The 20211-nt window shown below is 42.5% G+C and carries 23 protein-coding genes, 1 riboswitch and 1 other annotated feature; of the genes, 3 read left to right on the top strand and 20 right to left on the bottom strand.

What is annotated here, in order from left to right:
* Positions 1-49: 49 nt before the first annotated feature.
* From MHI58_RS06360 to purU, 5 genes are all read right to left on the bottom strand, one after another.
* Entirely contained in the window at positions 50-184 is a 135-nt protein-coding gene (locus MHI58_RS06360) for a hypothetical protein (RefSeq protein ID WP_008346190.1), read from the bottom strand.
* Positions 174-1310, bottom strand: coding sequence for a Rap family tetratricopeptide repeat protein (locus MHI58_RS06355; RefSeq protein ID WP_024719625.1), 1137 nt, complete (start codon positions 1308-1310; stop codon positions 174-176). The genes MHI58_RS06360 and MHI58_RS06355 overlap by 11 nt, the downstream gene beginning before the upstream one ends.
* 124 nt (positions 1311-1434) lie before the next feature.
* Positions 1435-2682 (bottom strand): glutamate-5-semialdehyde dehydrogenase, encoded by a 1248-nt coding sequence (locus tag MHI58_RS06350; protein ID WP_041507403.1) that lies wholly within the window; start codon positions 2680-2682, stop codon positions 1435-1437.
* A 12-nt stretch (positions 2683-2694) separates the two neighbouring features.
* Complete coding sequence (gene proB, locus MHI58_RS06345) at positions 2695-3792, bottom strand: glutamate 5-kinase (RefSeq protein ID WP_045034970.1); 1098 nt, start codon at positions 3790-3792, stop codon at positions 2695-2697.
* Between the two features lie 56 nt (positions 3793-3848).
* Positions 3849-4067: a binding site (T-box leader), on the bottom strand.
* 43 nt (positions 4068-4110) lie between these two features.
* Positions 4111-5013, bottom strand: a complete 903-nt coding sequence (gene purU / locus MHI58_RS06340; RefSeq protein WP_007498809.1) for a formyltetrahydrofolate deformylase — start codon at positions 5011-5013, stop codon at positions 4111-4113.
* Positions 5014-5176: 163 nt separating this feature from the next.
* Between purU and MHI58_RS06335 the strand changes: the two genes are divergently transcribed.
* Positions 5177-5362: a hypothetical protein gene (locus MHI58_RS06335; protein WP_024719622.1), complete on the top strand. Its 186-nt coding sequence runs from the start codon at positions 5177-5179 to the stop codon at positions 5360-5362.
* Positions 5363-5395: 33 nt separating this feature from the next.
* On the opposite strand, the gene MHI58_RS06330 is transcribed toward MHI58_RS06335, so the two are convergent.
* Positions 5396-5710, bottom strand: a complete 315-nt coding sequence (locus MHI58_RS06330; protein ID WP_017367096.1) for a multidrug efflux SMR transporter — start codon at positions 5708-5710, stop codon at positions 5396-5398.
* On the bottom strand, positions 5707-6036 hold the full coding sequence (locus MHI58_RS06325; protein ID WP_024719620.1) for a multidrug efflux SMR transporter: 330 nt from the start codon (positions 6034-6036) through the stop codon (positions 5707-5709). Before MHI58_RS06325 ends, MHI58_RS06330 begins: the two co-directional genes overlap by 4 nt.
* Positions 6037-6102: 66 nt before the next feature.
* A riboswitch (guanidine-I (ykkC/yxkD leader) is annotated at positions 6103-6212 on the bottom strand.
* Positions 6213-6411: 199 nt separating this feature from the next.
* On the opposite strand from MHI58_RS06325, the gene MHI58_RS06320 reads away from it, so the two are divergent.
* Positions 6412-7455, top strand: coding sequence for a bifunctional transcriptional activator/DNA repair enzyme AdaA (locus MHI58_RS06320; protein WP_024719619.1), 1044 nt, complete (start codon positions 6412-6414; stop codon positions 7453-7455).
* An 18-nt stretch (positions 7456-7473) separates the two neighbouring features.
* On the opposite strand, the gene MHI58_RS06315 is transcribed toward MHI58_RS06320, so the two are convergent.
* From MHI58_RS06315 to MHI58_RS06295, 5 genes are all read right to left on the bottom strand, one after another.
* Positions 7474-8019, bottom strand: coding sequence for a GNAT family N-acetyltransferase (locus MHI58_RS06315; RefSeq protein ID WP_045034948.1), 546 nt, complete (start codon positions 8017-8019; stop codon positions 7474-7476).
* A 21-nt stretch (positions 8020-8040) separates the two neighbouring features.
* Positions 8041-8529, bottom strand: a complete 489-nt coding sequence (locus tag MHI58_RS06310; RefSeq protein WP_007498817.1) for a small multi-drug export protein — start codon at positions 8527-8529, stop codon at positions 8041-8043.
* Positions 8530-8838: 309 nt separating this feature from the next.
* Positions 8839-9591, bottom strand: coding sequence for an NADH dehydrogenase (locus MHI58_RS06305; protein WP_045034947.1), 753 nt, complete (start codon positions 9589-9591; stop codon positions 8839-8841).
* Positions 9592-9595: 4 nt separating this feature from the next.
* Positions 9596-9922, bottom strand: a complete 327-nt coding sequence (locus MHI58_RS06300; protein WP_045034946.1) for a PadR family transcriptional regulator — start codon at positions 9920-9922, stop codon at positions 9596-9598.
* Between the two features lie 114 nt (positions 9923-10036).
* Positions 10037-10558, bottom strand: coding sequence for an acyl-CoA thioesterase (locus MHI58_RS06295; protein WP_008346212.1), 522 nt, complete (start codon positions 10556-10558; stop codon positions 10037-10039).
* A gap of 179 nt (positions 10559-10737) precedes the next feature.
* On the opposite strand from MHI58_RS06295, the gene MHI58_RS06290 reads away from it, so the two are divergent.
* Entirely contained in the window at positions 10738-11598 is an 861-nt protein-coding gene (locus MHI58_RS06290; RefSeq protein ID WP_025207220.1) for a dimethylarginine dimethylaminohydrolase family protein, read from the top strand.
* A 61-nt stretch (positions 11599-11659) separates the two neighbouring features.
* Here the strand turns inward: MHI58_RS06290 and MHI58_RS06285 are convergent, their stop codons facing one another.
* The 8 genes from MHI58_RS06285 to MHI58_RS06250 form a co-directional block, all read right to left on the bottom strand.
* Positions 11660-12628 carry an ABC transporter ATP-binding protein gene (locus MHI58_RS06285; RefSeq protein ID WP_008346217.1) on the bottom strand — a complete coding sequence of 323 codons (969 nt, stop codon included), beginning with the start codon at positions 12626-12628 and terminating at the stop codon, positions 11660-11662.
* On the bottom strand, positions 12618-13535 hold the full coding sequence (locus MHI58_RS06280; RefSeq protein ID WP_024719615.1) for an NlpC/P60 family protein: 918 nt from the start codon (positions 13533-13535) through the stop codon (positions 12618-12620). Before MHI58_RS06280 ends, MHI58_RS06285 begins: the two co-directional genes overlap by 11 nt.
* Positions 13535-14614, bottom strand: a complete 1080-nt coding sequence (locus tag MHI58_RS06275) for a dipeptide epimerase (RefSeq protein WP_368004399.1) — start codon at positions 14612-14614, stop codon at positions 13535-13537. Before MHI58_RS06275 ends, MHI58_RS06280 begins: the two co-directional genes overlap by 1 nt.
* Positions 14611-15552 carry an LD-carboxypeptidase gene (locus MHI58_RS06270; protein ID WP_368004398.1) on the bottom strand — a complete coding sequence of 314 codons (942 nt, stop codon included), beginning with the start codon at positions 15550-15552 and terminating at the stop codon, positions 14611-14613. The genes MHI58_RS06275 and MHI58_RS06270 overlap by 4 nt, the downstream gene beginning before the upstream one ends.
* 114 nt (positions 15553-15666) lie before the next feature.
* A complete protein-coding gene (locus tag MHI58_RS06265; RefSeq protein ID WP_368004397.1) occupies positions 15667-17286 on the bottom strand; it encodes a peptide ABC transporter substrate-binding protein in 1620 nt (539 codons plus the stop codon).
* A complete protein-coding gene (locus tag MHI58_RS06260) occupies positions 17283-18296 on the bottom strand; it encodes an ABC transporter ATP-binding protein (RefSeq protein WP_007498841.1) in 1014 nt (337 codons plus the stop codon). The genes MHI58_RS06265 and MHI58_RS06260 overlap by 4 nt, the downstream gene beginning before the upstream one ends.
* 7 nt (positions 18297-18303) lie before the next feature.
* Positions 18304-19266 (bottom strand): ABC transporter permease, encoded by a 963-nt coding sequence (locus MHI58_RS06255; protein ID WP_024719611.1) that lies wholly within the window; start codon positions 19264-19266, stop codon positions 18304-18306.
* A complete protein-coding gene (locus MHI58_RS06250) occupies positions 19263-20198 on the bottom strand; it encodes an ABC transporter permease (protein WP_008346233.1) in 936 nt (311 codons plus the stop codon). Before MHI58_RS06250 ends, MHI58_RS06255 begins: the two co-directional genes overlap by 4 nt.
* Positions 20199-20211 lie beyond the last annotated feature (13 nt).

Below are 20211 nucleotides of genomic sequence, written 5' to 3'. Positions count from 1 at the left end.
CTACGATGATTGAAGCGGTCAATAAAAAAAGCCCTTTAAAAAGGGCTTTTTAGATCGTGATATGCTGCGGATTCGGTTTTTCTAGCGTATGGTTTCTGTTATCGGGGTCGGCATTAGGTGATGTGATCCATAATGCCAAGATCGTGATGCTTGTACAGACGACTGCCCATTTTTTAAAATTCATATAAACAATCCCCTCTCTGAATATAGATACGAGCATGTTCCGCTTCCCCATAGAACATGGAAGATTTTTCATAATCCTCCATTTCATTATAATACTTTGCGGTGTCTAAAGCCAGCTCTTCTATATCTGGATATGCATAGGAAGATTCTAAAAAATGGAAAATCCGTTTAATATGCTCTGCATCTTGTCGTAAGTACAATGCTTCTAAAAAAATGGTCTTCTGAATATGAATGTCATCCTGCAGAGCTTCTGCTCGTTTCATACATTCTTCTCTGTAATATAATGCTTCATCGTTTTTACCTTGTTTGTATAAGATCTGAGCGGCTGTATAAAGAGGGTCTATCGATCGACGAAGATGATCAGATTGGTTTTGATCAAATAATGAGATGGATTCTTTCATTAAGTCGAGTGCGCGGTTCAAGTCTCCCATTCTGTAATAGCTGTTGCCCATATTAAACAAAGAAGAAGCAATAAAACGCACATTCTGAAAGTCTCTTGATCTTGCAAGTGCTCTTTCGAGATGTGGCAATGCCTTTTCATGCCTTCTCATATCATCATAATTACCGGCTACAATAAATTCACACTGAATGGTACGAAGCGCATATAGTTCGTGCTGAATATAGACATCCAGCGCTAGTTTGGCATGGTGCATCGAAATGTGTGTTTGTTTCATGTGATAATATATTTCTGACATTTTAAAATGAAATTCTGCACGTTCAATATCGTCGGATACAAAAGAAAGCTTGTGCTCTGCCTTTTGATAGGACGATATGGCAGCAATGTACTCTCTCCGGCCGAACTCATACATGCCTCTGAAGAAATGATAGTAATATTCAAGCATGCCTGTGACATGCGTTTGATGCTCATCTATTTCTTTCGAAAGCTCGGAAAAGTTGGCGCGAAGCTTTCCTTCCTTTAATGGCTTTAAATAATCAAGCATGACCTCATGTCTGAATTCCATTAAAGAAAAATAGAGAAGCAAATTCTGATCTTCTTCCATTGAATCAAGAGAGGTGCGAATTTCCTGCTTTAACTGTTCTGCTTGTTCTGAATCAAATCTGCGGATTAATTCATACCACTTGTTGATTTTCACTCCAATATCCGAAGAGGGAATGATTTTCGCCATACGTTGCCTTCTCCAATCTTCTCAAAATATAAAACATTACCATATTTTATCATACTTGACCGAAGAAATACAAAAATGAAAGGAAAAAGAGAGCCTTGTGCGATAAGACTCTCTTTTGGATGGGTTATTCTCTTATTTGTCCTTGACCACGAATCACAAATTTTTCAGAGGTTAGGGCTGGCAGACCCATTGGTCCTCTAGCATGCAATTTTTGTGTGCTAATGCCGATTTCCGCTCCATAGCCAAATTCAAAGCCATCTGTAAACCGGGTAGATGCATTATGATACACAGCGGCAGCGTCAACGGCTGTTAAGAAAAGTGCCGCATGCTGGTCGTTTTCCGTAATGATCGCTTCAGAATGCTTAGAGCTATACATTTGAATATGCTGTATCGCCTCTTCCATGGTCTTGACGGTTTTAATACTGACAATCGGCGCTAAAAATTCCGTTTCAAAATCAGTGGTCGTCGCTAATGTGGCACTAGGTGCAAGTGCACATACTGCTTCATCGCCCCGTATTTCTACACCATGTGTCTGAAGTGCTTCAAAAAGCGAAGCGCCATGTTCTTTTGCCCATGTTTCATGAATGACAATGCTCTCAATGGCATTACAAACAGATGGTCTTTGTGTTTTCGCATTCAGAACAATTTGTTCAGCCATTTCTTTTTGGGCTGTTTCATCAATGTAAATATGACAATTCCCTGCACCCGTCTCAAGTACTGGAACAGTAGACTCTCTCACAACAAGATCAATTAAATGTTTCCCGCCGCGTGGAATAAGGACATCTAGATAGTCATTTAAAGTGAACAGGGTTTTAGCCGTCTCACGGCCTGTATCTTCAATCAATTGTACACTGTCTACGGGAATATCCGTTGGTTGCAGCGCTTCGTGAATGACTTTCACAATCGCTTTATTACTATGAATGGCCGATGAACTTCCTCGAAGAATCACAGCATTTCCAGTTTTCAAGCAAAGAGTGGCCGCATCGACTGTCACGTTTGGTCTTGCTTCGTAAATCATCCCAACCGTTCCAAGAGGCACACGTACTTTTTCAATGAAAAGCCCGTTTTCTTTTTGAATGGTCTCTAATGTTTCACCAATTGGGTCTTTGAGCTGAATGAGTTGATGCGTAGCGTCTGCAATCGCTTCAATTCTCTCTTCTGTTAATGTAATTCTGTCGATCACAGATGGCGTGAACTCTTTGTCTATAGCCGCCTGAACATCTTTTTGGTTCTCGGCAATTAAATACGCTGAAGATGCTTTTAATGCTTTTGCAATAGCGTCTAATGCAGCATTCTTTTGTTCAGTTGTTTTTAATAGCAGCTGATCTTTGGCTGCGCTTGCCTTTTTTGCTTTTTCTAGAACTTCATTCATCGTTTTCCCTCCTCAGTTTTGTACGTGCTGAACCCAGTGATCTCGGTGAATGACTTCAGGTTTTTCATGAGAAAGCTCATGACTTCGCATCCCTTTAATGCCAAGAAGCTCATCAGAATCATACAATGTTTGTCCTTTACCGACTAACCCGTTTGGACCAACGACTTCGACGACCTCTCCTTTAGAAAATTCACCAGCTACATCAATGACACCAGCTGGAAGAAGACTTCTTCCATTATGCAAAATCGCCGCCTCTGCCCCCGCATCAATCATGATCTTCCCAGAGACTGGTGAGTGGAATTGAATCCATTGGCGACGGTTATTGACTGATGATAAATCTTGTTCACCAATATATGTGCCGTCCCCTTGACCAGCGAGAATGTGAAGAAGCTTGTCTTCCCCTGCACCTGTGCCAATGAAGACTTTAACGCCAAGGGAGAGAGCTGTTTGTGCAGCTGAAAGCTTAGATTTCATCCCGCCTGTTCCAACCTTTGAACCCGTACTCTTCGCATATGAGAACAATTCATCTGAAATGTGAGTCAGCACATCAAACCGCTTCGCATCAGACTTCTCACTTGGATTGGCATCATAAATTCCGTTGATATCTGTTAAAATGATCAATTGGTCTGCATGAATTAAGCCACTGACCAGTGCTGATAACATGTCATTATCACCAAAGGTAAGCTCCTCGATGGACACAGAATCATTTTCATTAATGATCGGTAAAATTTTTCTTTCGAGCAGTTCCATCATCGTTGCGTAAGCATTTCGATATCTTGTACGATCTGAAAAGTCATTACGTGTTAAAAGCATTTGTGCAGGCGTCATCTGAAACTGTGAAAATAGTTCTGTATATTTCTGCATTAACAAGCCTTGACCAACAGCAGCAGCAGCCTGCTTTCCTTTTAAGGTCACAGGTCTTGACGGATATCCTAAACTGCCAAATCCCGCCGCAACGGCTCCTGACGAAATGAGAATGATTTCATGTCCTGCCTCTTTTAGCTTTGCAATGGCTTTGACATGATCCCGCATTTTTTGTTCATCAATGGCTCCCTTTTGCTCTGTTAATGAACTGCTACCAATTTTTATGACGATCCTTTGCTTTTTCATCATTGATTCCCTCCGCTATACCTTTCACCACATAAAAAATCCCTTTTTCTCCTTATGTAAAGGACGAAAAAGGGATTTTCCGTGGTACCACCTTCATTGAATAAGCATACGTCTGCTTATTCCACTCAACTCCTGTAACGCCAGGCATGCGCTTAGATTTTTCCTCTAAGGCTCAAAGGGTAGGTTCAGCAGCTGTCTGCGGCAAATGTTTCAGCGTATCATTTGCTCTCTTTACACAGCAGGTCCTGCTTACTATTCCTTCTCAACGCTCGTTAATTTTTTTATATTATCACCAATTGCTTCAGAAAAGTCAAGCGGTCAATTAAACACAATCGTTTTATTCTCATGAACAATGATTCGATCTTCCAGATGCCATTTGACAGCTCGGGCAAGCACGCTGCGCTCAATCGTGCGGCCAATATTTTTTAATGCCTCTGCATCATCTCTATGATCTACCCGCTCAATATCCTGTTCAATGATTGGCCCTTCGTCTAAATCATTTGTCACGTAATGAGAAGTCGCCCCAATCAGTTTAACCCCTCGCTCATATGCACGCTTGTAAGGGTTAGCCCCTATAAAAGCCGGCAGGAAGGAATGATGAATATTAATGATTTTGTTCGGGTGCTGTTCAATAAAGGCTGGCGTCAAAATTTGCATGTATCTAGCAAGCACAACCGCATCAATATCATATTCTTCTAATAATGCAAGCTGTTGTTTTTCTGCATCTTGGCGAATGTCTTTATTTGCTTTCACGAAGTGGAATGGAATGCCGAGTGCTTCGACTGTATCTTTTGCCGTTTCATGATTGCTGATGACAACCGCTATTTCAGCCATTAAATTACCGCTTTGCCATTCCCATAAAAGTTCATGTAAACAATGAAGCTCTTTGGACACAAAGATCGCCAGCTTTTTCAGATCACTTGCACGCGACATGCTCCACGTCATGTGAAATGATTGTGCAATTGGCTCAAAACTGCTTTTCAATTGATCTAAGTTGGCAGAAATGTCTTTCCAATCAAATTCAATTCTTAAAAAGAACCGGCCGCTCTCATGATCTGTTGTGTATTGACTAGATTCAATGATGTTTGCTCCATGTTCAAATAAAAAAGTAGAAACAGCTGACACAATACCAGGCTGATCCGGGCAGCTGACTAAAAGCCTTCCTTTTTGCTCATGCTTTTGTCTGTGTAATTCAAGTTTCTCTGTAATCAATGTTCTCATGTCTTATGACCTCATTTACGTTTTTCATTCTAATGAAATATTATACTGGACTGGAAAGAGAAAAAGCAATTAAGCGGCGTATTTTTTATTGAATATTCATTCAATTCTGCACCTGGCGTGATATAATATGGATAGACCTTTTATCACAAAAGGAGTGATGGAGATGAAAAGCATGACTTTGTTTGGTAAAGTGAGTTTTTGGCTCGGCATCGTATGTCTAATCACGGGCATTTATCTATTTATGACCGGAGAAAGACTCATTCCTTTACTTACATTTGGTGTATGTTTTCTTCTTGTGAGTCAGCTTTACCGCAAAAATGAAAACGATTCCAATCATCATTCGATGTAGCAAAAAGGCTGGCTCATGTTTGCCAGCCTTTTCTTATTCAATGATTTTTAACCCGACCGCTGCTGATAAAATGAGTGCGATAAAGAAAATACGTTTTGCGTCTTTCGACTCACCATAAAACAGCATCCCAACAATCGCTCCTCCAGCTGCTCCGATTCCTGTCCAAATCGCATACGCCGTTCCCATCGGAATTGTATTCATCGCAAGAGACAGCATCAGAAAGGAAAGCGAAAATCCAGCTGCTATGAAGAAAATCCATTTGACATGGCGATCTTTCTGGAATTGATTCATCATGGTGACACAAAGCATTTCTAAGATGCCTGCCCCAATGAGTAAAAGCCAGCTCACGATTCAGCCTCCCCTTTCTTTTCACCTGTGGTCAATTTGAGACCTAATACACCGCTTAAAAGTACCATGATCAAAAGTAATTTTACTAGCTGTACTGGCTCACCCATGACCATCCCTACTATGACCGTACCGGCTGTTCCAAGTCCGGTGAAAACGGCGTAAAGTGTGCCAACTGGAAGTACCGTCGTGGCTTTCAGGAGTAAATAAAAGCTGACGACAATACAAACGATGGTTGCGCTCCATTCCAATATAGAGCCGGCATATTTCAACCCCATTACCCAGCCGACTTCAAATACGGCTGCAATCAAAACATTTCCCCATTTCATTCGATCTCTTCCTTTCTTACCGATTCCAAGCAATAAAAAAAGCCCGGAAATCGATCGTTTGATCAAATCTCCCGGGCTTTTATCCCTCCGTGTCCATACGGTCTATTGTCTAGACCCTATGTGTTTTCTCTCGGTCCAGACTGCGCTGCCCGCACGGAACCCTAGAAAACCAATTCATGATAATCAGATCTAGCATACAGCCGATTCTGTATGAAAAAGTGTATCACACCCTGATATGCCGGTCTACCACTTTGCTTTTTCCCTTCAAATATACTTGTTCATTTTTCGAAAGAAAGTGGATGAAAGCGAAGTATACTAAATGTTAGAAAGAGGAACGACCACATCACTGATATAATAAAACAAGAGGTGGATCAAATGATGATGACCGACGAACAAAAACACGAATTTTATCAAGCACTTGTTGATAAGAATCCGCAATATGATGGCACGTTTTTTGCTGGTATTAAAACAACCGGCATCTTCTGCCATGCCACGTGCACTGCTAGAAAACCAAAATATGAGAACTGCGAGTTTTTCTTTACAGCAGAGGAGGCACTGCTTGCAGGGTATCGGCCGTGTAAGCGATGCACGCCTTTAACATATCCTAACAGCATTCCAGAAGAAGTCAAAACACTTGTATCAGCAGTTGAAGAGAGTCCTGAGAAACGGTGGAAAGAAGAAGATTTTCGCCAATTAGGGATTCACTCTGCAACAGCTCGGAGAAAATTCAAAGAAATCTATGGAATGACCTTTGTTCAATATGCTAGATCACGCCGAATGGGGCTAGCGTTTAAAGAGATTCTGAACGGAAAAAAAGTCATTGATCAGCAAGTCACCTTCGGTTATGAGTCTTCCAGTGCCTTCAATGATGCCTTTACGAAAATCATGGGAAATCCACCCAAAAAGGCGCAAGTCAATATTTTGCATGCGAATTTTATTTCTACCCCGATTGGGCGGATGATGAGCATTTCAGATGCAACCCATGTGTATTTGCTTGAATTTATGGACAGGCGAGGATTAGAAAGAGAAATTGAGAACATCAGAAAAAAACATCATGCCCGTATTCTAGTTGGAGAAACAAACGTCCATCAGCAATTAGCAAAGGAATTGGCCTTATATTTTGAAAAGAAACTCACGCAGTTTACTGTGCCACTTGCTATACATGGCACCCCTTTTCAGAAAAGGGTATGGGATCTTCTATTACAGATTCCGCCAGGCGAAACGAGATCGTATCGAGATCTTGCCATCATGCTTGGCGATCCCCATTTGGTTCGGGCAGTTGGAAATGCAAATGGTGCCAATCAGTTGGCCATCATCATTCCTTGTCACCGAGTCATTCAAACAAGCGGTGAACTTGGCGGATATGGCGGGGGAATCGAACGAAAGAAATATTTACTTCAGTTAGAACAGCGTCTATAAAAGAAAAAGCGGCTCTCCTTATGATTCAAGCGAGCCGCTTTTTCCGTCACGAGTAACACTGTAAACATCAATCATTTGATCCCATTTTGAAATGGTTTTTTCTTTTTTCATCCCCATTTTCATTGCGACCTTGACTGACGCTTCATTGTCAGGGCGAATTAAGCTGACCATTCGCCTCACCTTCATTTCGTCAAAACCATACGCAAGACAGCCTTTTGCAGCCTCAACAGCATATCCTTTTCCCCATGCCGATCTCTTTAGCATATAGCCAATTTCAAGCTCTGTTTGTCCTTCGACGTTTTGGAGAACAATTCCACTTTGACCAAGTGGTTCCTTCGTTTCTTTTTCTTCAATGATCCACAGGGATGTATGGTACGTGCGGTCATTCTTTTGATTCCAAGCAATCCACTCTTTTGTCTGCTTTTCATCCTTTAGTGAAGGATAATACTTCATGACCTCTTCATCTTGAAATAGCTTTTCATATAAAAAAGATGCATCGTGTTTATCCATTGTTCTCAGTCTGAGGCGCTCTGTTTCGAGCACGATCCGTGTTTGATGTGCCATTTGTTATCCTCTCTCCCCTGCTTACTTGCTAAAAATATCTCCGAACAACCCGTTTGAATCTGGGGCAAAGTAATGGAACCCCGCACCCGTTAAACTAGCAGCTAATGCGGTCCACATGATTAAACTGACCGTCATCCACACAGTGACTTGTTTTCTTTTCGTACCGAAGCTCATACACATAAAAGCTGCTAAATGACTGCCAATGATAAAAGGACCGATAAGTGCCAAACCAGGGAGACCATACCGTTCCCAAACCTTTCTGGCTTTCAGCTGTTTTTTCTCTCCTTTTTCATCATGTTTCTCCTCTTTCCTCTTCAGCCACCACGCTTTAAATCGGTCCACGAAGACGATGAGTAGCAAGACGGTAAGAAAGTTGCCGACGAATCCAATAACTGCCGTTGTCACAGGATGCAGACCACTTAAAATCCCTAGCGGAACGACACCAACCACTTCAAAGAAAGGTAAAGCAGCCAATATAAAAACGAGTACATACCCCCATACAATATCCAATCACAGAACCCCTTTTCATTTTTGTCCTCTTCTCATTGTAAAGAAAAATGTGATCCCATATCTACATTTTTTTAGAAAAAGAAAAGCACATCGCAAGTGATGTGCTCCAGATTGTTGACAAAGGGCTAAAATGAACTTTATTTTAGCCCTTTGTCTTCTTTTCAGCGTGATAGAAAACCTTTGCAGTCTAGGAAGGACGAGTACTGGCGCGGAGCGAATTTGACATTCGTGAGCACCAGCACGCAGGACTGACAAAGAATGCGAGGGTTTGTCTACACGCTGAAGCACATCGCAAGTGATGTGCTCTATTTACATTAAATGTTCATTTTTCTTGTTTGTTTTCTGTAAAAAAGCGATTGTGAGCAAGACTAAAATCACAATGGATACCAGACTTGTGAAAAGAAGCATGAGAGGTGATGTCCATCCAAGCCATTCGAATAGGAGTTGCGGTCCAAAGAAGATCAACGGAATGAGCGACATCATATTCGCCTTTAATATAGCATTCAATAAGACAATACACAGCAGTAACAGAACAATGACGCCCCATCTTTGGCTCGAGGTCAGCACAAGTAAAGGAGTACCAAGTTTTTGGTCCAATAATTTCACTGTGATCAAGGCTGTCATCTGAAAAACACCTAATATCCAAAAGTAAAAGAATGCCCTCCTGCTTGTTTGAAAGGCAGAAGCTCTAAACATCACAATGGTCATGATCACATTGGCCACTATGATTAGCGGATAACCAATGAGTGCATACCAAGAATACGATAAACTTTGACTGATGGCATCTGCTAACATCATGTAAAAAAGAGATCCAATTAAAAAAGCACTGACAAACGGAACCCAGTCTTTATGATTTCTAGAAAGCTCTTTCGCTAGCTCGTCAGCAAAGCCCCGTGGATCTCCGCCAAATACATCTTCCCCTGTTTTCCCATCTTTCTCAGCTTCGACAGCGTGTGTCGTTAATTCATCCATCACTTCGTCGATCTCGTCCTGATTTTTCCCTTTTGATATGAGATAGAGTTGGAGCTCTAATAAGATGTGTCTCGTTTCTTTTGTTACCATCTTCTCACTTCCCTTTATGTAATAATCGCTCTACATTCCCTGACAGCTCATTCCATCGCATGGTAAAATCCGTCAGCGCTTCTTCGCCTCTTTGTGTGAGCGTATAGTATTTCCTTTTCGGCCCACTCGCCGATACTTTTGTGGACGTATGAACCAGCTGTTCTTTTTGCATGCGCAGCAAGATCGGATAAATACTACCTTCACTAATTTGATCAAACCCATAGTGAGCAAGCTTCTTTGTCATTTCATAGCCATAAATTTCACCTTCAGAAATAATCGACAGCAGGCATCCCTCTAAAATTCCTTTTAGCATTTGTGTTGATTGTGTCATCATCGATCCTCCGCTTTCAGTACCTTGCATGACAAGATAGTTTGATCTTACCACACACTATCTTGCCATGCAAGATACCGACTCAGAAAAAAATCACCGCTTAAAGGGTGATTTTTACGCCCAAGGCTTATCCGTCCCAAGTGCGTCTGCCAAAGCTTTACTATGCTTCCGGCGGCTTTTTCTTTCCTCTGCCCGCTGCTTCGCTGTTTGATGAAGCATGATTTCTTCCTCTGTTTCCGGCATGACTTGTGGAACTCGTTTTGGCTTCCCGTTTTCATCAAGCGAGACAAAGGTAAGAAATGAAGTTGCTGCGAGTCTGCGCTCTCCAGACATCAAGTTTTCCTTAATGACTTTGACGAATACTTCCATAGAAGATGTGCCGACCCATGTCACATAAGATTCTAAGCAGACGGACTCTTTCTGTCCAATCGGCTCTAAAAAATCAACTGAATCCATTGATGCGGTGACTGTTTCACTGCGGCTGTGTCTTGCTGCCGAGATGGAAGCAATGTCATCTATATAACTCATTAATTTCCCGCCAAATAACGTTTGGTGGTTATTCGTATCGAGGGGGAATACCCTGCTGGTTTTCACAACTTTCGATTCCTTGCAGTATTTGAAATTTTCTTCACTCATCGTCATAGCTCCTTCTTGCTGTTTTCGTTGATGCGGAACGACTTTTATTAAACACTATTCTATTAGGTTTGTCTAAACTTTTTGCTTTAGTCTCTCATGAGAGATTTTCTTTCGGAAATGTTTCAACATTTACTAGAAGGAGGAATAATATAATTATCGATAAACAAGGAGGCCCTTTGATGGATTCTATGAAATCAGAGAAAGTGTATAAAACGCCGCAATGTATGAGTGAATATGATGATTTACAAGAAGTCCTCTTATGCAGTCCAATTTATATGGAAATTAAACAGATCATCAATGAAACCCAAAAGCATTTTGCAAGAGAAAATATTTCTCAAATCAAAGCCCTCACGCAGCATAAGCAATTCATCCAAACGCTGAAAAACCATCATGTCCGGCCTGTCCTTCTTCCTGCAAATGAACGTTTCCCTGAACAAGTCTTCACTCGGGATATTGGATTTACAATTGGACAGACTTTATTTGTTTCAAACATGGCAGCCCCTGTCAGACAAGGAGAAGAACATTCCTTAAAAGAATGGGCACAGACAAAAGGATGGACAACCATCACGCTGGATGATGGAACGATTGAAGGCGGCGATGTGCTTGTAGACCAAACCCGGGTATTTGTGGGGATCAGCAAAAGAACAAATCTAGCCGCCATCCAGCAGCTCAAAAAAGAACTGCCGAATCACGACATCATTCCTATTCATCTTCCTTCTCACATTTTGCATCTTGATTGTGTGATGAATATTCTTTCTCATCATGAGATCTTGATTTACCCTGAAGCTTTTACGGAAAAGGATCTTCATATGCTCACAAAGCATTATGATCTCATTGAAATAAGTGAGCAAGAGCAGTTCACACTTGGACCAAATGTGTTGTCCATTGGACAGAAAAAAGTCATCAGCTTACCAATCAACCAAGAAACAAATGCTGCATTAACAGCGCGCGGCTACACCGTCATTGAAGTAGATTTTTCAGAAATCATTAAATCCGGCGGCTCTTTTAGATGCTGTACATTACCTATTAGGCGTTCATAAAAGCCAAAAAGCCAGCTTGTCTACTCGCTGGCTTTTTAAATGCTTACCTTCTTCCCTCTATCTATTTCCTATCATATAAATGACAAGCCACTTCATGCCCTTCTTCGACTGCTTGTAATACTGGCTTTTTGTCCGCACATACATCCATTGCAGCAGGACATCTTGTCCGAAATACGCAGCCGCTTGGCGGATTCACTGGACTTGGAATTTCTCCTTTTAAAATAAACCGCTTGCGTTTATCTTCCACATCAGGATCTGGAATCGGGATAGCAGACAGCAATGCTTGTGTATATGGATGAAGCGGTGTTTTATATAAAGCATCACTGCTAGTCATCTCCACGAGATGTCCTAAGTACATGACACCGATTCGATCGCTAATATATTTAACCATCGATAAATCATGGGCAATAAATAAAAACGTCAATCCTTCTTCTTTTTGCAGTTTTTTCAGCAAATTCACGACCTGAGCTTGAACGGATACATCTAGTGCAGAAATCGGCTCATCTGCCACGATAAACTTTGGCGATAAGGCGAGTGCTCTAGCAATCCCTATTCTTTGCCTCTGACCTCCGCTGAATTCGTGAGGATAGCGTGTAGCAAAATCATGACTTAGCCCCACCGCTTCAAGCAGTTCCTTCACGCGCTCGAGCCTTTTCTTTTGACTGCCATACAATTGGTGGATCTCCATCGGTTCTAGCATAATATCTTTTACAGAGAGCCTAGGATTTAAAGAAGAATACGGATCTTGAAACACCATTTGAATTTGTCTATTGAAATCAAATGATTCTCGGTTCGATAAGTGATGGAGACTTTTCCCTTCATACAAAGCTTCACCTTCTGTCGGGTCATAAAGCCGCATGAGCACTTTTCCAAGTGTAGATTTACCGCAGCCTGACTCACCAACAAGACCAAAGGTTTCGCCTTGTTTCAGCTGAAAGGTGACACCATCTAATGCTTTTAACGTTCTTCCTTTCGATAGATGAAAATGCTTTTTTAAGTTGTTGACTTGCAGAAGTGGTTCACTTCCCATCACATCTCCCCCTCTCAGCTTTCAAATACCGCCTTGTTCCTGCCCATTCCTGTTCATATGAAGTACCAGAAAGAGAAAGAAGTTCAATCTGTCTGCCCGTTTTAGGCGAGTGAAGCATCATGCCATCTCCAGCATACATCCCTACATGGCGAACTGCTCCCTTCCCATTGTCATTGGCAAAAAACATGAGATCACCTGGCGCCAAATGGTTTGATGCGACTGGAGTTCCTTGAACTGCTTGGTCACTTGCGTCTCTCGGTAATAAACATCCACACGCTTTGTACATGCTGTAAACAAAACCCGAACAGTCGTAGCCATAGCTGCTCATGCCGCCCCACAAATATGACAGTCCAATAAATTGTTTTCCTATAGCTAAGGCATCCTTACCGCTCATAGAAGAAGGTGATGAAGCACGGCGCACATCTTCTTTTTTGATTTCTCTTCTTCCTACTGGAGTTAGAACATCAAAGGAATCGCTCGTTTCTTCAACAGGTGCTAGTTCTGTTAAAAAACTAACCTCCATATCCGGTGTTCCGTTTTGATATAAAACCGCTTTTTTCTGACAAACAATCAAGGGACTAGCAGGTGGTTCACTCTCTGATACTTCATTTAATTGCTCTACAGGGATATAACCTGGGTAGCCTTGCGGGTGTTTCCGGCTTGCCTGCTGCGGGATGACAACTTTCATCCAGCCATCTGTTTCCTCCAGCCCAATGACTCGTTCGCCAAGCAGTACTTGGGTTTGAATAAGGTTTTCTTCACATAAGGCCAATTTCTGTTCATATGTTTGCTCATCAATCCATTCTTTGATCTGGACGGAACTTTGAAGAACGTGTCGATCTATTTCTCTCGGCGACTGCGGTGCTGTCCATATATTTGCGACTGGAACCTTTGATTCATATAACATCATAAGACCCCTTTCACTCTTTGAATGCCTAACCCATGATGCGGCGGAAAGAGAATATCTTTTCCTTGATAGATAATTCCTCCGTCTATTAAGTCCTCTTTGAGCATAAGCGGCGCATCAAAATCATAACGGGTAATATTCGGCTGGCTTGCAGCAAAATGAGCGGCTGCGGTAATCCCTAGTTTTGACTCGATCATACTGCCAACCATGCACTCGACGCCATATGCTTCTGCTAAACTATTGATTTTCAGCGCTTTTTTGATACCGCCTGTTTTCATTAATTTTAAGTTGATGAGATCACAGCTTCTCGTTTCTAACACCTTGATGGCATCATGGAGGCTAAAAATACTTTCATCCGCCATAATCAATGTGTCTGTTGCTTCCGTCACCCGGCGCAGACCCTCGATGTCTTCTTTAGGCACTGGCTGCTCGACTAGTTCAATATCGAGTGCCTCCATTTTTCGAATGGCCACAACCGCTTCCTTCCATGTCCAGCCTTGGTTGGCGTCAAGCCTGATTTGAATATCCGGCCCGACTTTTTCTCGAATCCGTTTGATCCGCTGAATATCCGTATCTATATCATCTTTTCCCACTTTGATCTTTAAGGTACGAAAGCCTTCAGCTGCATATTGCTTCGCATCCTCTGCCATTTCTAGCGGACGGTTGACACTAACCGTGTAATCCGTTTCCAGCTGATCACGATAACCGCCAAGATATTGATAAAGCGGCAGGCCAGCCTGCTTCGCTAAACCATCGTAAATCGCCATATCTATTGCAGCCTTTGCACTCGTGTTTCCTACAAGTACACGGTTGATCGCTGAAAAGATTTGTTCATATTGTGACAATGAGGCCCCAATCAAGAGCGGCCTCATCACAGCGCAAATAGCATAGTCGATACTTTCCAGTGTTTCACCTGTTATGACCGATGTCGGCACTGCCTCTCCATAGCTGACATCACCTTGATCATAGGTGATGATCACAATAAGAGATGCGGCGTCATACACCGTTCTTAATGCTGTTTTGAAAGGCTTCTTTAGCGGTACATTCGTTCTGCATGTGCGAACATCTACGATTTTCATTTGATCGCCTCTTTCGCTGCAACACCTGGGGAAATATGCAGTTTTTTCTCTGTAGCATCTAATGTAGCCTGCACGCCGATTGGAATGGCGAAGTTTGGAGAGGAATGACCGATCCGAAAGCCGCCAAGTGCAGGTTTCTGTTGCGGGACAATATACGTCTCCCATAACTGATCGAGCGTCAACGACTGCTCTTTCTTTTTCGGCTCACATTGATGAAAATCACCAATGATAAATCCCGCCGCATCATGTAATTTTCCTGCAGAGGCTAGGTGCTGCATCATTCGATCGATTTTATATGGTTCTTCGTCAATATCTTCTATCAATAAAAGCTTCCCCTTTGTATCAATTTCAAAAGGTGTACCAAGTGTCGTGACAATAAGTGCAAGATTTCCTCCGGTGATTTCGCCTGAAGCCGTGCCATGATAAAAAGTGTGAAGAGGTGACAGGTGGTTCGTATACGAAAAGGCTTTTGGAGTGAATAGCTGTAAAAAGGTATCCTTTGTATACGGATGAACCTCTTCAAGTCCCACATCAGAGGAGAGCATTGGACCATGAAAGGTCACAAGACCCGTCTGCTGCTGAATGGCTGTATGTAAAAACGTAATATCACTGTATCCCCAAAAGATTTTTGGGTTCCGGCGAATCAAGTCATAATCAATGGCTTCTGCAATTCTTCCTGTTCCGTATCCTCCGCAAGCACAAATCACTGCCTTCACGTCTGGATCTTGAAACATGTGATGAATATCTTCCACTCGTTCATGATCATGAGCTGCTAAATAACCATACCGGGAGTTGATATACTTCCCCTTTTTCACCTTTAGCCCTAAGCTTTCTAAAAAAGAAATACCTCTTGCTAATTTCAGCTCATCAGGCGGGCTTGCTGGTGCAATGATTCCCACTGTATCTCCTGTTTGAAGTGCCACTGGCAGATGGTTCATGCCAATCCCCTCTTTCTCTTCGTTTCTTTCAATCTATGGGCATCTTCTTCATAACATGAACAAATAAAGGAACAGACGCTTTTTTCAAAGCGCCCCATTCTCTCATTTTTTCATTTACTCTCCATCTACCTGTGCCCATTTCAAATCAATGTAACCAACAGGATGACGGACAATGCCCTTTACGCCTTCTTTTTGTAAATAGACTTGGTTATAAAAATGAATAGGAATCATCGGTACTTCTTCCATCAGAAGTGCCTCGGCATCATGCAGCATACGATTTCTCTTTTGTTCATCTGCTTCTTGACTCGCCTTTTTGATCAGCTGATCATACGTATCATTTGACCAACCTGTCCGGTTCATCGCATTTCCTGTTTGGAAGCTCTCTAAGAAATTGATTGGGTCTGCATAGTCAGCTAGAAATGAACTTTGCGAGAATTGGAATTTGAGTGCCTTTTGATCTTCTGCAAACACATTTGCTTCCATGTTGGCAAGCTTCACATCTACCCCTAGCGCTTCTTTTAATTGCTGCTGAATGGCTTCTGCTTTTTTCTTATTTTCAGGCTTTGTACTATATGTTAATGTGACGGGCGGCAGCTTTGAATAGTTCTCTTCTTTCAACCCTTTTTCTAATAGTTTTACAGCTTCACTCGTATCATGTTTGACAAGGTCGCCACCAGCTTCTCTGAAATCTTCACCCTTTGAATCTAAAATTCCTGGTGAAACGAAGGCACGTGCTGGCTTCTCTTCATTTTTCGTCACATACTCTACAATATCCTGTGGATTGATCGCCATTTGAAAGGCTTTGCGAATGTTCTTATTTTGAAAAGGCTCCATGTTGACATTTAGACGATAAAAAAACAGCCCTGCTTGATCCTCAATTTGCACATCTTTGCTTTTTAACAAGTCTTCACTTTGTTCTGCCGGAACGAAGGCCGTATCTAAATCTCCCGATTGATACATTTGATAATCTGTGTTTCGATCACTGATCATGAGCCATTTCACTTGGTCTAGCTTGACCGTTTGTTTGTCCCAATACGTGTCACTTTTTTCCATTGTAAAGCTTTCATCATGCTTCCACTCTGTCAGCTTAAACGGTCCATTGCCGACAAAGGTTTTCGCATCCTTGGCCCAGTTCGGGTCCTTTTCCGCTACCTTCTCATTCACTGGGAAAAAGGCAGGGTTTGCCGTCATATTTAAGAAAGATTTCTGCGGGTATGCTAGCTTGACCTCTAGCGTTTGATCATTAACAGCCTTGACTTTTACATCTTCTTTCTTCCCTTTTCCGCTGTTAAACGCTTCGCCCCCTTCAATCATATAAGCTAAGAATGCCGCAGAAGAGCCCGTCTTTGGATCTAGCAGCCGCTTCCACGCATATTCAAAGTCACTTGCTTTGACTGGATCACCATTTGACCACTTAATCCCATCCCTTAAATGGAACGTGTACGTTTTTCCGTCCTTTGAGATGTCCCATTTTTCCGCCATGGCAGCAGATGGTTCGTGCTTCTCATTCAGTCTCGTTAATCCTTCCATTAAGTTATTGAGCCCTTGCCAGGACACATTATTAAAACCAATAGGCGGATCAAATGATGTCGGTTCGTTTTCGTTATTTAATGTTAAAACTTTCTCTTCACCCTTGCTTGAAGATCCTTTGCCTGCTTGCTCATTGGCTGTACATCCTGCAAGCAGCATCACTGTGATAAAGCACATACTGAGAATCCAACCTGTTTTTCTCATGAAAAACTCCCCCTTTGTGTTGAAGATAAAACCGTTTGCTTCGCTCGTTCATCTTGGAGCCAGCAATGTACTGCATGTGTAGGTGAACGCTGCGTTTCATGCGGCATAATATGATCACACACTTTCATCGCAGACGGACATCGATCGGTATATGGACAACCTTTTGGCGGAGCAAATAAATCTGGCGGGCTTCCTTCAATAGGAATGAGTTCATCTTTCATATCCAGCCTTGGAACGGATTGCAGTAGCCCTTTTGTATAGGGATGCTGTGGACTGTAAAAGATATCTCGCCTTGTCCCAACTTCAACGATTTTCCCCCCGTACATGACAGCCACTCGATCAGCAACTTGTGCTACGACCCCTAGGTCATGTGTGATTAAAATAATCGTCACGCCTGTTTTTTTCTGAATCTCTTTAAATAGTTCTAAAATCTGCGCCTGTATGGTGACATCAAGTGCAGTTGTCGGTTCATCTGCAATCAGCACCTTCGGCTCACAAATAAGAGCCATTGCAATCATGAGCCGCTGCCTCATGCCACCGCTGAATTGATGCGGATATTGCTTCAGCCTCTCTTTCGGCTGCGGAATCCCCACCAAATCAAGCATACGAAGCGCCTCTTCTTTCACTTCTTTTTTTGTCAGCTTCTGATGCACTTTTGCAGCCTCCATCAGCTGATCTCCAATTGTCAGCGTCGGGTTGAGTGCCGTCATAGGATCTTGAAAAATCATGGAGATATCGACACCACGTATGCTGCGCATGTCTTTTTCAGATAATGACAGCAAGTTGCGATCACGAAACCAAATTTCCCCTTGATCGACTTGTGCGCTGTATGCAGGGAGAAGCCGCATGATACTTTGAGACGTCACACTTTTTCCGCAGCCTGATTCTCCGACAATGGCGAGGGTTTCTTTTTCATACACATCCACATTCACCCCGCGTACCGCTTGAACAGAACCGCCATATGTCCGAAAGCTAACATGCAGATCGATAATCCGAAGCATTTTTTTCATCACGCCATCACCTCTTCATCTTCGGATCAAGCGCATCTTGCAAGCCATCACCTAAATTATTAAAGCAAAACATCGTCAGCGAAATAAAAAATGCCGGAAAGAATAAACGCCACCAGTGACCATTATCTGACAGCACTGTCGGCAAGGCATCATTGGCCATCACACCCCAGCTTGCAAACGGCGCTTGAATCCCTAAACCAAGAAAACTTAAGAACGCTTCAGCAAATATCGCTGTCGGTACAGTCAGCGTCATCTGGACAATAATCGGTCCCATCGTATTCGGCAGTAAATTTCTGCGGATGATGCGCAAACTTTTTGCGCCAAAGGTTTTCGAGGCAAGGACATATTCTTGGCTTTTCAGCTGAAGGACTTGACCTCTCACGATTCTTGCCATCCCGATCCATCCTGTGACAGTGAGCGCCACAATAATAGTGACAAGCCCAGGCCCCATCAGAACCATCAATAAAATGACGACGAGTAAATACGGCAGACCGTAAAGCACCTCGACAATCCGCATCATGACATGGTCATACTTCCCGCCTTTATAGCCTGCAATACCGCCATAGATGACACCGATTGCAAAATCAATGAGAGCGGCCATCACGCCCACAAATAATGAAATGCGTGCGCCGTACCAAGTACGTGTAAACACATCACGTCCAAGTTCATCTGTTCCAAACCAGTGAGCAGCTGACGGTGGCAAGTTTTGCATGGAAAGCCGCTGTTCTGTCACACTATTCGGTGCAAGGAGTGGGCCTAATACAGCCATGACGAAAAGAAAAATCAGCACCGATAAACTAAACATAGCGAGTTTATTTTGTTTTAACCGTCGCCAAGTATCTGCCCAATACGAAAGTGAGGGTCTTTTAATGGCATGGACTTCAGATGTCTTTTGTTCTTTAGGAGCAAACCATTCATCTGGCACTTCATGCGCTTGATTCGTTTGATCATGCTGAAGGTGTATACTCATGCCTTTCCTCCTTTCTGATGCAGCTGGATCCTTGGATCAAGCAGACGATATGTCACATCTACAATGAAAAGAAGGGTAATTAAGATGATGCTGTAAAAAACAGTGGTTCCCATGATGACAGGATAGTCACGGTTGTTAATACTCTCGACAAAATATTTTCCCATTCCTGGGATCGCAAATATTTTTTCAATCACAAAACTGCCTGTTAAAATACTTGCGACAAGCGTGCCAAGGATCGTGACAACAGGTAAAAGCGCATTCCGCAGGGCATGTTTAAACACAATTTTATAAGGGGAAAGTCCTTTCGCTTTTGCAGTTCGAATATAGTCCTGCGACAGAACTTCAATCATGCTCGATCTCGTTAACCGGGCAATGATAGCCATTGGACCTACCGCCAGTGCAATGGTAGGAAGCACCATATGCATTGGACTTGTCCACATCGCTGTAGGAAAGAGCTTTACATTCACAGCAAGCTGCTGAATTAATAAGGTAGCAAAGATAAAGTTTGGTATGGATATACCGAAAACAGCAATCGTCATGGCGATATAATCAATCAAGCCATTATGCCGGAGGGCAGCCATGATTCCGAGCAAGATACCGGAGATGACAGCAATCAAAATAGAGATAAGACCAAGTTCTAATGAGACTGGAAAACCTCTCGCCAATAAATCATTGACACTTTCAGAAGGCTTTTTAATGGAAGGACCAAAATCAAAAGTAACGATGGATTTTAAATAGATCATATATTGAACATAGAGTGGTTCGTCTAAGTGATAGTAGCTTTCGAGGTTTCGCTGGACAGTTTCGTTTGTATTTCGTTCTTCATTGAAGGGCGATCCTGGGATGACCTTCATTAAAATAAACGTTAAAGTTGTGATGGTTAAAATCGTGGCAATCATGGCAATCAAACGCTTGAGCAAAAAGCTGGCCATCTGCTGTCTCCCC

The organism is Bacillus sp. FSL K6-2869 (genome assembly GCF_040869405.1).
GTDB classification, from domain to species: Bacteria; Bacillota; Bacilli; order Bacillales; family Bacillaceae; genus Bacillus; species Bacillus altitudinis.
Note: the sequence above shows the minus strand (reverse complement) of the source record. Positions and strands in the feature narration are given on the sequence as shown.

What these genes read in the sequence shown, in the direction of transcription:
- MHI58_RS06360 (WP_008346190.1), bottom strand. Translation starts at nt 184, where the DNA reads ATGAATTTTAAAAAATGGGCAGTCGTCTGTACAAGCATCACGATCTTG.
- MHI58_RS06355 (WP_024719625.1), bottom strand. Translation starts at nt 1,310, where the DNA reads ATGGCGAAAATCATTCCCTCTTCGGATATTGGAGTGAAAATCAACAAG.
- MHI58_RS06350 (WP_041507403.1), bottom strand. Translation starts at nt 2,682, where the DNA reads ATGAATGAAGTTCTAGAAAAAGCAAAAAAGGCAAGCGCAGCCAAAGAT.
- proB (WP_045034970.1), bottom strand. Translation starts at nt 3,792, where the DNA reads ATGAAAAAGCAAAGGATCGTCATAAAAATTGGTAGCAGTTCATTAACA.
- purU (WP_007498809.1), bottom strand. Translation starts at nt 5,013, where the DNA reads ATGAGAACATTGATTACAGAGAAACTTGAATTACACAGACAAAAGCAT.
- MHI58_RS06335 (WP_024719622.1), top strand. Translation starts at nt 5,177, where the DNA reads ATGAAAAGCATGACTTTGTTTGGTAAAGTGAGTTTTTGGCTCGGCATC.
- MHI58_RS06325 (WP_024719620.1), bottom strand. Translation starts at nt 6,036, where the DNA reads ATGAAATGGGGAAATGTTTTGATTGCAGCCGTATTTGAAGTCGGCTGG.
- MHI58_RS06320 (WP_024719619.1), top strand. Translation starts at nt 6,412, where the DNA reads ATGATGATGACCGACGAACAAAAACACGAATTTTATCAAGCACTTGTT.
- MHI58_RS06315 (WP_045034948.1), bottom strand. Translation starts at nt 8,019, where the DNA reads ATGGCACATCAAACACGGATCGTGCTCGAAACAGAGCGCCTCAGACTG.
- MHI58_RS06305 (WP_045034947.1), bottom strand. Translation starts at nt 9,591, where the DNA reads ATGGTAACAAAAGAAACGAGACACATCTTATTAGAGCTCCAACTCTAT.
- MHI58_RS06300 (WP_045034946.1), bottom strand. Translation starts at nt 9,922, where the DNA reads ATGACACAATCAACACAAATGCTAAAAGGAATTTTAGAGGGATGCCTG.
- MHI58_RS06295 (WP_008346212.1), bottom strand. Translation starts at nt 10,558, where the DNA reads ATGAGTGAAGAAAATTTCAAATACTGCAAGGAATCGAAAGTTGTGAAA.
- MHI58_RS06290 (WP_025207220.1), top strand. Translation starts at nt 10,738, where the DNA reads ATGGATTCTATGAAATCAGAGAAAGTGTATAAAACGCCGCAATGTATG.
- MHI58_RS06285 (WP_008346217.1), bottom strand. Translation starts at nt 12,628, where the DNA reads ATGGGAAGTGAACCACTTCTGCAAGTCAACAACTTAAAAAAGCATTTT.
- MHI58_RS06280 (WP_024719615.1), bottom strand. Translation starts at nt 13,535, where the DNA reads ATGTTATATGAATCAAAGGTTCCAGTCGCAAATATATGGACAGCACCG.
- MHI58_RS06275 (WP_368004399.1), bottom strand. Translation starts at nt 14,614, where the DNA reads ATGAAAATCGTAGATGTTCGCACATGCAGAACGAATGTACCGCTAAAG.
- MHI58_RS06270 (WP_368004398.1), bottom strand. Translation starts at nt 15,552, where the DNA reads ATGAACCATCTGCCAGTGGCACTTCAAACAGGAGATACAGTGGGAATC.
- MHI58_RS06265 (WP_368004397.1), bottom strand. Translation starts at nt 17,286, where the DNA reads ATGAGAAAAACAGGTTGGATTCTCAGTATGTGCTTTATCACAGTGATG.
- MHI58_RS06260 (WP_007498841.1), bottom strand. Translation starts at nt 18,296, where the DNA reads ATGAAAAAAATGCTTCGGATTATCGATCTGCATGTTAGCTTTCGGACA.
- MHI58_RS06255 (WP_024719611.1), bottom strand. Translation starts at nt 19,266, where the DNA reads ATGAGTATACACCTTCAGCATGATCAAACGAATCAAGCGCATGAAGTG.
- MHI58_RS06250 (WP_008346233.1), bottom strand. Translation starts at nt 20,198, where the DNA reads ATGGCCAGCTTTTTGCTCAAGCGTTTGATTGCCATGATTGCCACGATT.